Source organism: Gemmatimonadaceae bacterium (genome assembly GCA_035533015.1).
In the GTDB taxonomy this organism is placed as follows: Bacteria; Gemmatimonadota; Gemmatimonadetes; order Gemmatimonadales; family Gemmatimonadaceae; genus JAGWRI01.
Map to the genome: position 1 here is coordinate 24957 of DATLUQ010000026.1, position 12746 is coordinate 37702.

At 68.6% G+C, this 12746-nt stretch carries 10 protein-coding genes; 6 read left to right on the forward strand and 4 right to left on the reverse strand.

Annotation, left to right across the window (positions count from 1 at the left end; all coding sequences use genetic code 11):
• Positions 1–79 precede the first annotated feature (79 nt).
• On the forward strand, positions 80–2554 hold the full coding sequence (locus tag VNF92_05215; GenBank protein ID HVA57267.1) for an ABC transporter permease: 2475 nt from the start codon (positions 80–82) through the stop codon (positions 2552–2554).
• 65 nt (positions 2555–2619) lie between these two features.
• Here VNF92_05215 and VNF92_05220 read toward each other — a convergent pair whose 3' ends face one another.
• Genes VNF92_05220 through VNF92_05230 form a run of 3 tightly spaced genes read right to left on the reverse strand, consistent with a single transcriptional unit; the run spans position 2620 to position 4738 of the window.
• Positions 2620–3426: a hypothetical protein gene (locus VNF92_05220; protein ID HVA57268.1), complete on the reverse strand. Its 807-nt coding sequence runs from the start codon at positions 3424–3426 to the stop codon at positions 2620–2622.
• On the reverse strand, positions 3423–4355 hold the full coding sequence (locus VNF92_05225; GenBank protein HVA57269.1) for an ABC transporter ATP-binding protein: 933 nt from the start codon (positions 4353–4355) through the stop codon (positions 3423–3425). The genes VNF92_05220 and VNF92_05225 overlap by 4 nt, the downstream gene beginning before the upstream one ends.
• A gap of 8 nt (positions 4356–4363) precedes the next feature.
• The gene (locus VNF92_05230; protein ID HVA57270.1) at positions 4364–4738 is read right to left on the reverse strand and encodes a GntR family transcriptional regulator; all 375 of its coding nucleotides are present in this window, start codon (positions 4736–4738) and stop codon (positions 4364–4366) included.
• 148 nt (positions 4739–4886) lie between these two features.
• On the opposite strand from VNF92_05230, the gene VNF92_05235 reads away from it, so the two are divergent.
• Positions 4887–5159 (forward strand): hypothetical protein, encoded by a 273-nt coding sequence (locus tag VNF92_05235; protein HVA57271.1) that lies wholly within the window; start codon positions 4887–4889, stop codon positions 5157–5159.
• Between the two features lie 62 nt (positions 5160–5221).
• Here VNF92_05235 and VNF92_05240 read toward each other — a convergent pair whose 3' ends face one another.
• Positions 5222–7552, reverse strand: coding sequence for a DUF5916 domain-containing protein (locus VNF92_05240; GenBank protein HVA57272.1), 2331 nt, complete (start codon positions 7550–7552; stop codon positions 5222–5224).
• A 136-nt stretch (positions 7553–7688) separates the two neighbouring features.
• Between VNF92_05240 and VNF92_05245 the strand changes: the two genes are divergently transcribed.
• The 4 genes from VNF92_05245 to VNF92_05260 all read left to right on the forward strand — a co-directional run.
• Complete coding sequence (locus VNF92_05245; protein HVA57273.1) at positions 7689–10778, forward strand: M14 family zinc carboxypeptidase; 3090 nt, start codon at positions 7689–7691, stop codon at positions 10776–10778.
• A 127-nt stretch (positions 10779–10905) separates the two neighbouring features.
• On the forward strand, positions 10906–11181 hold the full coding sequence (locus VNF92_05250; protein ID HVA57274.1) for a type II toxin-antitoxin system prevent-host-death family antitoxin: 276 nt from the start codon (positions 10906–10908) through the stop codon (positions 11179–11181).
• Positions 11178–11561, forward strand: coding sequence for a PIN domain-containing protein (locus tag VNF92_05255; GenBank protein ID HVA57275.1), 384 nt, complete (start codon positions 11178–11180; stop codon positions 11559–11561). Before VNF92_05250 ends, VNF92_05255 begins: the two co-directional genes overlap by 4 nt.
• A gap of 272 nt (positions 11562–11833) precedes the next feature.
• Positions 11834–12746 (forward strand): serine/threonine-protein kinase (locus VNF92_05260; GenBank protein ID HVA57276.1); only part of this gene is annotated, 913 nt, incomplete at its 3' end.

Genomic DNA, 12746 nt, shown 5'->3' on the forward strand with positions numbered 1-12746 from the left:
CCGCCGTACGGGTATGTTGGCGGGCAACGCTTTGGCTGGTCACATTGTCTCACCATCGTTTCCAGCCCGGACGCCCGCCATGTTCCGCGACCTCGCGTACGCCGCCCGTTCCCTTCGCAAGAATCCAGGGTTCACGATCACGGCGCTGATCACGCTCGCCCTCGGGATCGGCGCCACCACCGCGATCTTCAGCGTGGTGAACGCGGTGCTGCTGCGCCCGCTGCCGTACGCCGACGCGGACCGTCTCGTCGTCATCACGTCGGACATGGTGGCGCGGGACGTGAACGATTTTCCGCTGGCGCCGGGTGACGTCAAGCAGATGCGCGACGGGGGGACACTGTTCTCGGGGATCGCCGCGCTCACGACGTTCCGAATCCCGACCGTGGATGACAAGGGCAACACCGAACAGATCCGCGGCGCGCAGGTCACGACGAACCTCCTGAGCGTGCTCGGCGAGCATGTCGTGGCGGGGCGCGACTTCAGCGATGCCGACGGCACGGCGCCTCAGATCACGCTCGGTCCCGACGGCCGGCCGGTGGCGTCGAGCACGCCCCCGCCCCCGCCGGTCGCCATCCTTGCCTACGGATACTGGCAGCGTCGTTTCGGCGGCGATCGCGCGGTGGTGGGGACGGTGATCCCCGTCGGTCCCGCGCGCGCCGAGGTGGTCGGCATCGCGCCACCCGGCCTCGAGCTGCTGTTTCCGCCGAGTTTTCACGTTGAGCGCACGCCGGACGTGTACCTCGCCGCGCGCATCGACTGGGCCACCGCATCGCACATCAACGTGGGGTGGCGCGCCGTGGCCCGCATGAGGCCCGGCGTTTCGGCGTCGGCCGCTCAGTCGCAGATGAACACCGTGGCCACGGACCTCAACGCGCTCGTCCCGATCAAGCAGACCGCCGGGTTCCGGCTGCGCGTCGTGCCGATGCACCAGGAGATGGTGGCCGACGCGCGTTCGGCCATCCTCGCCCTCATGGGCGGCGTGACGTTCGTGCTCCTCATCGCCTGTGCCAACGTGGCGAACCTCCTGCTCGTGCGCACGTCCCGTCGCGAGCGCGAGTTGGCCGTCCGCGCGGCGCTCGGCGGCAGCCGCACGCGGCTGATGCGCCAGATGCTCGCGGAGGCCGTGCTGCTCTCCGCGGGCGGCGCCCTGCTGGGCATCGGACTCGCCGCCCTGGGCGTGAAGCTGCTGGTCGCCATCGGCCCCCAGGATCTGCCGACGATCGGCCGCGTGGCCATCGACCCGACGGCGCTCGCGTTCAGCATCGGCGCCGGCGTGCTGGCTGCGGCCGTGTTCGGAGTCGTGCCGGCGTTGCGGGCGTCGCGTCCGGACATCGTGCGCGTGTTGCGTTCGAGCAGCCGGACGTCTGAGCTGGGGGCCGGGCGCGCGTTGCGCAACGGGGTCGTGACCGCTGAGGTGGCTCTGGCGTTCGTGCTGCTGGTGGGGAGCGGACTCATGCTGCGCAGCTTCGCCGTGTTGACGCGGGCGGATCCCGGCTTCGATTCGCAGGGGCTCCTGACCTTCCAGGCGCGGAGTCCGGCGGGCGGCCCCCCAGAGGCGCGGGCGGCATTCAGCCGCCTGATGCAGGAGCGGCTCGCCGGGATGCCGGGGGTCACCGGCGTCGCGGCCGGCACTCCGGTGCCGTTCAGCGGCGGCGACGCCACGGCGCGCTGGGGCACCGAGACCGCCGTCAATGATCCCGCGGCGTTCCGGGAAGCCGACCTCGGCATCGTGACGCCGGGATACTTCCGCGTCATGCACACGAGGGTGTTGGCCGGGCGCACGTTCACCGAGGCCGACAACGTGCCGACGTCGACATCGGTCGTGATCGATCGGGCGCTCGCGGCCAGAGCATTTCCGGGACAGTCCGCGGTGGGGAAGCGGCTCTACGTTCGCTATCGCAGCGACGATCCGGAGTGGGTGGATGTGATCGGGGTGGTGGATCAGGTGCGGCGCGACTCGCCGGCGTCGGATGGGCCGGAGCAGATGTACGTGACCGACGGTGAGATCGGCTTCGGAATCGCGACGTGGATCGTGCGCACGTCCGGCGATCCGGCGCGACTGGAGTCGACGGTGCGATCCACCATCGCGCAGATCGACCCGAAGATTCCGATCGTCGCCATGAAACCGATGGGTGAATACCTGCGCGACGCGCGCGCCCCCACGCGATTCGCGCTCGTCCTGGTCGGTGCCTTTGCCGTGATTGCCCTCGTGCTCGCCGCCGTGGGGCTGTACGGCGTGTTGTCCACCATCGTCCGTCAGCGCACCGCCGAGATCGGGGTGCGGATGGCGTTCGGCGCGCCCAAGGGGCGCATCTTCGCGCAGATGGTCGGCGAGGGGATGCGACTCGGCGTGGTCGGCGTGGCGCTCGGCGTGGCCGCGGCGCTGGCGCTCACGCGCTCCATGCGGAGCATGTTGGTTGGCGTGGCGCCCACGGACCCGATCACGTTCGTGGCGATCGCCGTGATCTTCCTGGGCATCGCCGCGCTGTCGTGCTGGCTCCCCGCGCGTCGGGCGGCGGCGTTGGATCCGGCGGACGCGCTGCGGGGGGACTAGGGGGTCGGTTCCTGACCGTCCGACGGTCCTGCCGTCGGACCGCCGGACCGTCGCCCCCCGAGCAACTACTTCGTGGTGTGCGACTGGCGATGCGCGGCGAGCCACACGCCGATCAGTCCGATCGTCGTCCAGATTGCCGTGCCGGCCACTCCGCGGTCCCAGTGGATCACCCACTGACGGTTGTCGGCGGAAACGGTCCGGTAGACCGCCCAAATGGGAACGACGGGACTGAACGGCGAGTCGAGGATTCGGCGAGACAACTCGACCGCGGCGCGGGCGTGGTACATGGCTGGAAGCTGGAACAGGATGGTCAGGCCCACGGGCACGGAGACGATCCACGCCCCCGGGTGCTCCGTGGCGATCATCACGATCGACGCGAGCAGGTAGGTCATCGTGGCCGCGGCGAACGGTTCGAGAAACAGCCAGGTGGTGAGGTTGGCTTGGAAAGAACCCTTGCCGATCAGGACGATGGTCCCTCCCACGGTCCAGAGGGTGATCCAATACCCCGCGACAGCTACCATGCACCACGCCCAACCGGCCAACGCGCGAATGGCCGTGTGCGGGGCGGCGGACATCGGCATTCCGAGGTGGTAGCCGCGTCGCGAGGGCTCCTCGCGCTGCCACACGCTGGCCGCGGCAAACATCCCGAGCAGAAATACGGGAAACGTCATAGCCGGGTCGAAGGCGAACCCCGGAGGAGGGACCGCCCACGCCGTTTCCTGCACCGTCGCCAGGCCGGTGGCGACCCAGCACACCACGGCGAGACCGAGCAGGATGAGCGCGGCCGTCCGCATGGACCCGCCCACCGCCCGCAACTGTTGGCGGAGGACCGCCGTCCACTCCGGCGTATCGTGCAATGTGATCGTCGTCATACCTGGTCCGCCTTGGGGTTGAGCAGCGCCAGCGTGGCCTCGTGCAGCGTTACCGGCGCCACGTCGCGCACGGTCGCGCCGGCGCGCGTGAGCTGATCGGTGATCTCCGGTTCGCGGCCCCACACCGTCCACTGTACCTCGCGCGGCCCCTCCGTACGGCGCAGCACGGCGCCGTTGAGCGTCGGCACCCCCCTCCATCCGTCGGGCACGCCCGCGCGATAGCGGCGCAGGCCGGCGTGCAGGTCGGCCAGAGAGAGCTGTGCGCGCAACTCGCCGGCGCGCATCGCGCCCACGTGGTCCACCAGGCTGTCGATCTCGTCCACGTGGTGCGTGGAGATCAGGACGGTCGTCGGCGAATCACTCAGGTGATCCGCGAGCACGCCCAGCGTTTCGTCGCGCATGATCGGATCCAGACCGTCGATCGGCTCGTCGAGCAGCAGCAGCGGCGGGCGGTGGGCCAGCGCCATGACGAGGTGCACGCGCCGCGACTGCCCTTTGGAAAGTTCGCCCACTTTGCGGGCCAGATCGACTTCGAACAGTGCCGCCAGGCGCAATGCGTACGCCTCGTCCCATGCCGGGAAGTACTCGGCGTGGTGGCGCAGCAGCTGCCCGGCGCGCATCCACGCGTAGCCCCAGTCGTGGTGTTCGGGGACGTAGCCCACGTTGGCCCGTATCCGCGGCCCGTCGGTCCCCACGTCGAGCCCGAAGACCGACGCCGAACCGGCGTCGGCGCGGACGAGATCGAGCAGGACGCGGAGGGTCGTGCTCTTGCCGGCGCCGTTGGGTCCGATCAGCAGGTACACCGCGCCTTCCGGCACCTGGAGGTCGAGGGCGTCGAGCGCGGTCAGCCGGCCGAACCGCTTGGTGAGTCCGTGCGTGGCGACGGCCATGGGTCCGTCCGCCAGCCTGGTGGGAAGTGGATTCATCATCGGCAGTCCTATCCGTTGGATTTATTGGCAGCCGTCTGAATGGCCCTGATCAGTTCGTCGGCACCCAGCCCGTTGCGGTGCGCGTCGCGGAGCGCGCGCGCGGCGACTTCACGGGCAAGGGTGCGCTTCTGTCTTCCGTTGACGCCGACGTCGTTCACGAACGTGCCCTGCCCCCGCTTCACGTGCACCACCCCGTCGCGTTCGAGTTCGCGGTAGGCCTGGGCCACCGTGTTGGGGTTGACGCGCAGGTCCACGGCGAGTTGGCGCACGGAGGGCAGGGCGTCATCGGCGGCGAGCGTGCCCACGACCAACGCACGGCGCACCTCGTCCATGATCTGGACGTAGATGGGGCGTGGGTCGGCGGGGTCGACGGTGATCAGCATATGGGAAACTAGTGAACTAGGTAACTAATACACTGGGAGCGGCAGGGGAAAAAGTCAAGAGCAGGAGGGGAGGGGGGTAGGCGCGTGGGCAGCGGGAGGCAGGCATCCCGCCTACCCTTCTCCGCTCCTACCCATCTACTGTTATTCCATGTCCCGCGCATTCGTCAACGAAGACGCCAACGAACCCGAACGCCGCTACGTGCTGCCCCCGCGCGACGATCCGGGCTACGACGAGGCCGCCGCCTCGGCGCTGCTCGAAGGGGCCAACGTGGGTGACTCATTGAGCGCCGAACAAGCCACCGGGTATGCGTGGGGCGAGCAGAAGCTCAGACCGCACGTGCGGAAGCTGCTCGATCGCGCCCAGCGCGAGGGCGACGAGCGTACGGTCACCCTCGCCGAGCGATTTCTGCGCCAGCCGTAGGACCGCAGCACGCCGCCGCCGGAGCGTCGCGCCCCGTCGTTCCGTCCCGCCGTCCAACCGTCCTACCGAGCTTCCCCCAGCACCCGCCACAGATAACTGGCCTTGATGAAGAATCCATCGTTCGCGCGCCGCAGCTGCGTGAACCGCAAGGGTTGGGGCTCCGTCAACATGTTGCCGTATCCGAAGTAGAACACCGTGCCCGGCGTCGGCCGATACGAGAACAGCCAATCGGTGCGCAGCGAGTCCGAGATGGTCCGCGTGGACGGCGCCGAGCCGAGCAACAGTATCTGGCCCGTGCGCGGATCCTGCAGTGCCTCGTGGCGCATGGCCGTGTACTGCGTCACGACCCGGAAGAAGATGGACCGCGTGAGCTGGTACTCGACCTTGATCCGCGGGATGTACATCGCCGTCGTCCGCTCGCCGTCGCTGCGCCGCGTGAAGGTGCTGGCCTGGTACGTGGCACTCACCCGTATCTGCTCGGTCGGTCGCAGGTCCAGGCTCGCGTTGTAGGTCAGTCGGCGTACGCGGGACGTCTCCAGAAAGTCCACGTCATTGCCCGCGGTCACACCCGCCGATGCGTCGTACCAGGCGAACCGCGGCGTGGCGAGCGTGACGTTGGTGGTGAACGTCGTGATGCGGGGCGACGGCTGGAACGGAACCACGGCGTTTCCCACCGGCACGAACAGGTTCGCGTACGCCGCCTGATCGAAGGCGTAGCTGGAGTAGGTCGGCGCCACGCCCAACGACCATCCGCCGCGGAACGTGAACGACGAATTGGCGGTGGAGTAGTCCTCGAGCAGGCTCTTGGCCGCGAAGAAATCGTCGTAGTTCCAGGTCGCCCCTTGCCGCAGATAGACGTTGAACCGTTCGATGAAGGCGCCCGGCGCGCCGTACAGCGAGAGCCGATTATTGATGCTCGGCTGCACGACCCCCGTGCGCTGGACGAATCCGTTGTCGGCCGCGAACCCGTTGCCGATGCCGAGCACGTTGTAGTGGAACCCGAAGCGGCGCCCGGTGCCGTCGAGCACCGCCTCCCACATCGGTGCGACCTGGGTGGCGCCGCTCTGCGTGGTCGTGCTCATCACCGCCTGGAACTGCGCGTACGTGCGCGGGTCGACCGTCCAGTGAACGTCGCCGTCCACGACGCGGTTCGCGCGGCCTCCGCCCACGCGCTCGCTGTACATCATCCCCATCGTGCTCTGGTCGCCGAAGGTGCGCAGCAGCCGCACGATGTCCACGAGCGGCGCCTGACCGGTGGCCGTCGTGCTCCCCGCGTCGAGCGCCGAGAGCACGGCCACTTCGGTGGACCCGACCCTGCCCGTAAGCTTCATCGCTTCGTTGGGCTGCACGATGGTCCGGGTATAGAGCAGCGTGTTGGGCACGTTGAATTGGTCGGCGCCTTCCACGAAGAAGGGCCGCTTTTCGGGGTAGAACAGAGCGAACCGTTCGTCGGCCGCGATCTGCGTGGCGTCGGCCTCCACCTGCGAGAAGTCGGGCCGGATCGTGCCATTGAGGACGAAGTTGCTGCCCATCGCCCACCGGAGATTTCCGCCGAGGCGGGGCTTGGAGGTGTACTGCCAGCCGTTGTCGGCCGGCGCGCAGCAGGGGACACCGTTCACCGTGTTGGTGAGTTCGGGGTTCACGCTCACCACGTGTCCGTGGTGCATGCCGGTGAGCCCCACGAGCTGCCCTTCCTGGGCGATGAAGCTCGCCGACGCCTTGCGGGCGGCGGTCCAGGTCTCGGTATAGCCGTTGTGCTGGACGTTGCGTTGAAATTGGAGGCCCCACGTCTGCACCGACTCGCTCGGATACCTGAGCGCGCTGAACGGGATGCGGACCTCCACTTCGTATCCCCAGCTCGTCACCCGGCCCTTCGATTCCCAGATGAAGTCGGGGCTCAGGTCGGTCTGGCCGGGCATGACGTTCGACCCGGGCGTGAAGCCCCCGAGTTCGTTCTTGATGCCGTCGGCCTGCACGCCCAGCGGATTGACGATGAACACGAACGCGCGCGTGCGCTGGTCGTAGGTGTCGAGGTGAATCTCGAGGTTGTCGTCCGAACTCACGTTGTCGCGCTCGGCGAGCGTGGCGCGCACGGCGCCGTGCGGTTCGTACGCCTTGATCCCGAAGTACATCGCGTTGCCCGAGTACCAGACCAGGACGTCGGTGGAGTCGGGACTCGGTCGCTGGTCCGCGGGGGCGTACTCGGAAAAGCCGGTGAGCACGGCGGCCCGTTGCCACACCGGTTCGTCGAGGTTGCCGTCGATCGTGACCGTGGCGTCGATCCGCGGGACCCGGACGTCGGTCTGTCCGGCGCGGCCGTTGTAGATCAGGGGGGTGGGGACGGGCGGCCGCGCGGCGGCGACCTGGAACGCCCCGAGGAGGGCCAGAATCATGGTGGGGGGAATATATCGCCGGCGCGCCGTTCCAGAACGGGGGCATTCGGCCCGAAAAGGCTGGCGCCAATACGTACCGCGCACCAGCTTTTGAACGCGAATCCAGATGCTCCGTCCCACGCTCTCGAGGTCCGCCATGAGGCGCATACCGCTCCGCTCGCTCGTCCCGGCACTCGCTCTCCTCGCGCTCGCCGCGCCGGCCCAACCGGCCGCCGCCCAGGGCGAACTGCACGGCATCGTGCCGGGGCGCGATCCCCGCCAGCCCATCGACTCGGCGTACACCGCGAGGATCGCGGAGTACACCACCGAGCCGTTCTTCAGCTCGCCGCTGGTGAACTACCTGCCGGCGTCGAAGACCGTCCCGACGCCGATGGCCGAGCTCGGCGACATCGCCGGCGCCAGGGACAACCTGCCGTACTCGTCGCAGGTGTACGCGTACATGCGCATGCTCGCCAAGGCGAGCCCGCGCGTGCGCGTCTGGACCATCGGGCACACCGAGGAGGGACGCGAGATGATCGCCGTGGGTGTGGCCTCGGAAGCCGTCTGGAAGAACCTCGACGAGAACCGGGCCAATCTCGCCAAGCTCGCCGATCCGCGGACGATCGGCATGAACGACGCGGCCGCCAAGCAGCTCATCCCACGCACCGTGCCCGTCTACTACATCACCGGCACCATCCACTCCACGGAATCGGGCGCGCCCACGGCGCTCATGGAACTGGCCTACCGGCTGGCCGTGGACGAGAGCCCGTACATCGCCAACATCCGCGACCATCTTATTACACTAATAACACCGATCGTCGAGGTGGACGGCCGCGATCGCGAGGTGGATCTCGTCCGCTGGCACATGGCGCATCCGGGCGAGACCCCGCCGCCCCTCATCTACTGGGGCCACTACGTCGCCCACGACAACAACCGCGACGCCATGGACGCCAGCCTCGATCTCACGCAGAACGTGCTCAACACGTACGTGGGCTGGAATGCGCAGGTGCTGCACGACCTGCACGAGTCGGTGCCGTACCTGTACGACAACACGATCGGCGACGGCCCGTACAACGCCTGGATCGACCCGCTGCTCGCCAACGAATGGCAGATGATCGGCTGGAACAACGTCCAGGAGATGACGCGCTTCGGCATGCCCGGCGTGTTCGCGCACGGCGACTTCGACACCTGGTCGCCCGGCTACCTGATGTTCATCGCCGCCATGCACAACGGCATCAGCCGCCTCTACGAGACGTTCGGCAACGGCGGCACGGCCGAGACGCTCGAACGCACGTTGTCCCCGAGCGAGACCGAGAAGACGTGGTACCGCCAGGATCCGCCGCTGCCGCGCGTGATGTGGTCGCTGCGCGACAACAACAACTACGAAGAGACGGGCCTGCTCGTGTCGCTCGAGTACTTCGCCAACAACCGGCAGCTCTTCCTCGAGAACTTCTATACCAAGGCCAAGCGGTCCATCGAGAAGGCGACCACCGAGGGCCCGGCGGCCTACGTGCTGCCGGCCGACGATCCACGCCTCGGCTCGCAGGCCGACCTGCTGCACGTGATGCAGCGGCAGCACGTGGAGATCTCGCGCGCCACGGAGCCGTTCACCGTGCAGGTGCCGGTGAAACGGGCGGCCGGCAACGGCCGCGGGGGCCGCGGGGGTGATGCGAACGCGCCGGCGCCCGGCTCGGCCGCCGACACGGCCGTGCAACCCAAGCCCATTCCCACCGAGCCGCGCACCTTCCCGGCGGGCAGCTACATCATCCGCATGGACCAGCCGTACTCGCGCATCGCCGATGCGCTGCTCGACCATCAGTTCTGGTCGCCCAACGACCCGCAGAAGCATCCGTACGACGATACGGGGTGGAGCTTTCCCGAGGGGTTCGACGTCGAGTGCGTGCGCGTGGTGGACACGGCGGTGCTCAAGGCGCCGATGACCAAGGTGACCGGCGACATCGTGGCGCCGGGCGGCGTGAACGGAACGGGAAGCGTGTACGCCATCGAGAACAACGGCGACAACGCGCTGACCACCCTGCGCTATCGGTTCAAGGACGCCGACTTCCAGGCGGCCGAAGACACGTTCAGCGCCGGCGGCCACCACTTCGCGCGCGGGTCGTATCTGGTGAGCGGTCTGGCGCACGACGATCTCGACAAGGCCGGCAAGGAACTCGGCGTCGAAGCGTATGCGTTGGCGTCGGCGCCGAGCGTGAAGACCCATCCGCTGCGGGCGGCGCGCATCGCCATCCTGCACACCTGGCAGGGCACGCAGACCGAAGGGTGGTGGCGGCTGGCGTTCGACAAGCAGCACGTGCCGTACGAGTACATCAGCACGCAGGACGTGGCGAAGATCGCGGACCTCAATGCCAAGTACGACGTGATCGTCTTCCCGCCGGCTGGCGGCAACGCGATGTCGATCATCAACGGGATGCCGATGTGGCGGAACCCGATGCCGTGGAAGCAGAGCCCCGAGACGCCGAACATCGGCACCTGGGCGCAGACCGACGACATCCGCCCCGGGCTCGGCTGGGACGGGTTGCAGCATCTCGAGGATTTCGTGCAGAAGGGCGGGCTGTTGATCACGGCCGTCAACACGGCCGATTTCGCCATCCAGATGGGAATCACGAACGGCGTGAGCAACAGCCGGCCGCGCGGGCAGGAAGTGGTGGGCAGTCTCCTGCGCACGCGGATCGTGGATGGCGCGAGTCCCATCCTGTATGGCATCAGGGACAGCCTGGCCGTCTACAGCGACGACGGGGAGACGTTCGGCGTGAGCAACATGGCGGGCGGCCGCGGCGGGTTCGGCGGGCGGGGTGGCGGTGGCGGCGCGACGCGCGAGACGGGGCGCGGCACGGTCGACGACCAGGAGAGCGTGCAGGGCCGTCCGGCGCTGACGCCGCAGTTCGAGGCGCCCATCCGGCCGCGGGTGCAACCGTGGCAGGCGCAGCCGATCACCGATGAGCAGCTGCGCAACCCGCTCGCCATCATTCCGCCCGACCAGCGGCCGCGCGTCGTGCTCCGCTACACCGACCAGCGCGACCTGCTGGTGTCGGGGTTGCTGGACGGCGGCAGCGACATCGCGCAGCGGGCGATGGTCGTGGACGCGCCGCTGGGCAAGGGGCACGTCGTGATGTTCGCCAACAACCCCGTCTATCGTGGCGAGACGATCGGAGCGTACGCGCTGGTGTTCAACGCGATCATGAATTGGGACAACCTGAACGCGGGGCGGGTGCTGGACCAGCGGTAGGATGTAGGATGGGAGGACTGGATGAAGCGGCGGGGCGGCCACGGCGGGGACCGCCCCGCCGTGCGTAGGGCCCCGGCACGAAAGAAAATGGTTTGACTAGTCTGACCATATGACGTAGGTTTGGCGCATGCGCGACACCTACTCGCTGTACGAAGCCAAGGCCAAGCTGTCGGCCATCGTGCGCCGCGTGCGCGAAGGGCACACGGTGGTGGTGACCGTGCACGGCGAGCCGGCCGTGGAGATCCGGCCCATCGCCGCCGAGTCGGAGGACCTGAGTGCCCGACTGAGGGCTCTCGGCGAACGCGGCATCCTCGTCGAGCCCGCGGATCCGCGGGCGGCACTCCGACCAGGAGCGCCGAAGCGTGGCGCGCTCAAGCGGTTCCTCGCCGATCGCGACGGATGAGAGTCGCCTACGTGGATACGTCGTGCCTGGTCGCGCTCGAGTTCGGTGAACGGGGCGCGGCGACATTGGCACGGCGGCTCGGCGGCTTCGATCGCCTGGTCGCGTCCAATCTGCTGGAGGCCGAACTGCGCGCCGCCTGCCTCCGAGAGGGGCGTGACGCGCCGGCCGCCGCGCTGCAGGCCGTCTCCTGGATCGTGCCCGACCGTCCCCTCACGCCGGAGATCGCTCGGGTGCTCGATGCGGGGTACGTCCGCGGCGCCGACTGCTGGCACTTGGCCACTGCACTGTACGTGGGCGGAGACGCAGCGGCCATTTCGTTCGTGACGCTGGATGGGGCACAGGGGCGCGTCGCGCGCGCGCTTGGTTTCGCCCAAGACTGAAATCCGCAACTGTATAGGAGTGTGGTCCTTGCCCCGGGGGGCTTTGGGGCCCATGTTCAGGCCGGCTTGCACGCCCCCTCGCCCGCCTGACCGGTCGGCTCCAAACTGCCCGAAGTTCCACTTCCTGATCGGACGCGCCCGTCGCGTCCGATTTCCATATCTCGCAGGCCGGTCCAGTCCACCAAGGAGAACCCCTGAGCGACGCCGCGACAGGCTTCCGTACCGCGCTGGCCGACCGCTACCGCATCGAGCGCGAACTCGGGGCGGGTGGCATGGCCACGGTGTATCTCGCCGAGGACCTGAAGCACGACCGCAAGGTCGCGCTCAAGGTGCTGCGCCCGGAACTGGCCGCCGTGATCGGCGCCGAGCGGTTCCTGAGCGAGATCAAGACCACCGCCAACCTGCAGCACCCGCACATCCTCGCCCTGTTCGACTCCGGCGAGGCGGGCGGGTTCGTGTACTACGTGATGCCGTACGTGGAGGGCGAGTCGCTGCGCGACCGGCTGGATCGCGAGAAGCAACTCCCCGTGGACGATGCCGTGCGCATCGCGAGCGAAGTGGCCGACGCGCTCGAATACGCGCACGGCCACGGCATCATACACCGCGACATCAAGCCGGAGAACGTGCTGCTGCACGGCGGGCATGCGCTGGTGGCCGACTTCGGCATTGCGCTGGCGGTGAGCCGCAGCGACGGCGCCACGCGGATGACCGAGACGGGGATGTCGCTGGGCACGCCCACGTACATGAGTCCCGAGCAGGCAATGGGGGAGAAGGAGATCTCGGCGCGGAGCGACGTGTACGCGCTGGGCGCGATGCTCTACGAGATGCTGGTGGGCGATCCGCCCTTCACGGGGAGCACGGCGCAGGCGATCGTCGCCAAGGTACTGACGGCGGCGCCGGCGTCGATCACGGAGCAGCGGCACACCGTGCCTCCATACGTCGACGGAGCGGTGCTGCGGGCGCTGGAGAAGCTGCCGGCCGACCGATTCGCGAGCGCCGCGCAGTTCGCGGCGGCGCTGGCGGATACGTCGGGGGCGAGCGTGAGGAACGCCACCGGTCGCCGCGCGCCGTACATGAAGTCGCAAGGCGGGCTCGGCCTGCCCGCGGTGGCAGCGCTGGTACTCGCCGCGCTCGTTGTCGGTGCGGCGGGCGTCGCGTTCATGCGGCGCGGTCGTGCTGCGGCAA

Coding starts and splice junctions, on each gene's coding strand:
- VNF92_05215 (HVA57267.1), top strand. CDS start 80: ATGTTCCGCGACCTCGCGTACGCCGCCCGTTCCCTTCGCAAGAATCCA.
- VNF92_05220 (HVA57268.1), bottom strand. CDS start 3,426: ATGACGACGATCACATTGCACGATACGCCGGAGTGGACGGCGGTCCTC.
- VNF92_05225 (HVA57269.1), bottom strand. CDS start 4,355: ATGATGAATCCACTTCCCACCAGGCTGGCGGACGGACCCATGGCCGTC.
- VNF92_05230 (HVA57270.1), bottom strand. CDS start 4,738: ATGCTGATCACCGTCGACCCCGCCGACCCACGCCCCATCTACGTCCAG.
- VNF92_05235 (HVA57271.1), top strand. CDS start 4,887: ATGTCCCGCGCATTCGTCAACGAAGACGCCAACGAACCCGAACGCCGC.
- VNF92_05240 (HVA57272.1), bottom strand. CDS start 7,552: ATGATTCTGGCCCTCCTCGGGGCGTTCCAGGTCGCCGCCGCGCGGCCG.
- VNF92_05245 (HVA57273.1), top strand. CDS start 7,689: ATGAGGCGCATACCGCTCCGCTCGCTCGTCCCGGCACTCGCTCTCCTC.
- VNF92_05250 (HVA57274.1), top strand. CDS start 10,906: ATGCGCGACACCTACTCGCTGTACGAAGCCAAGGCCAAGCTGTCGGCC.
- VNF92_05255 (HVA57275.1), top strand. CDS start 11,178: ATGAGAGTCGCCTACGTGGATACGTCGTGCCTGGTCGCGCTCGAGTTC.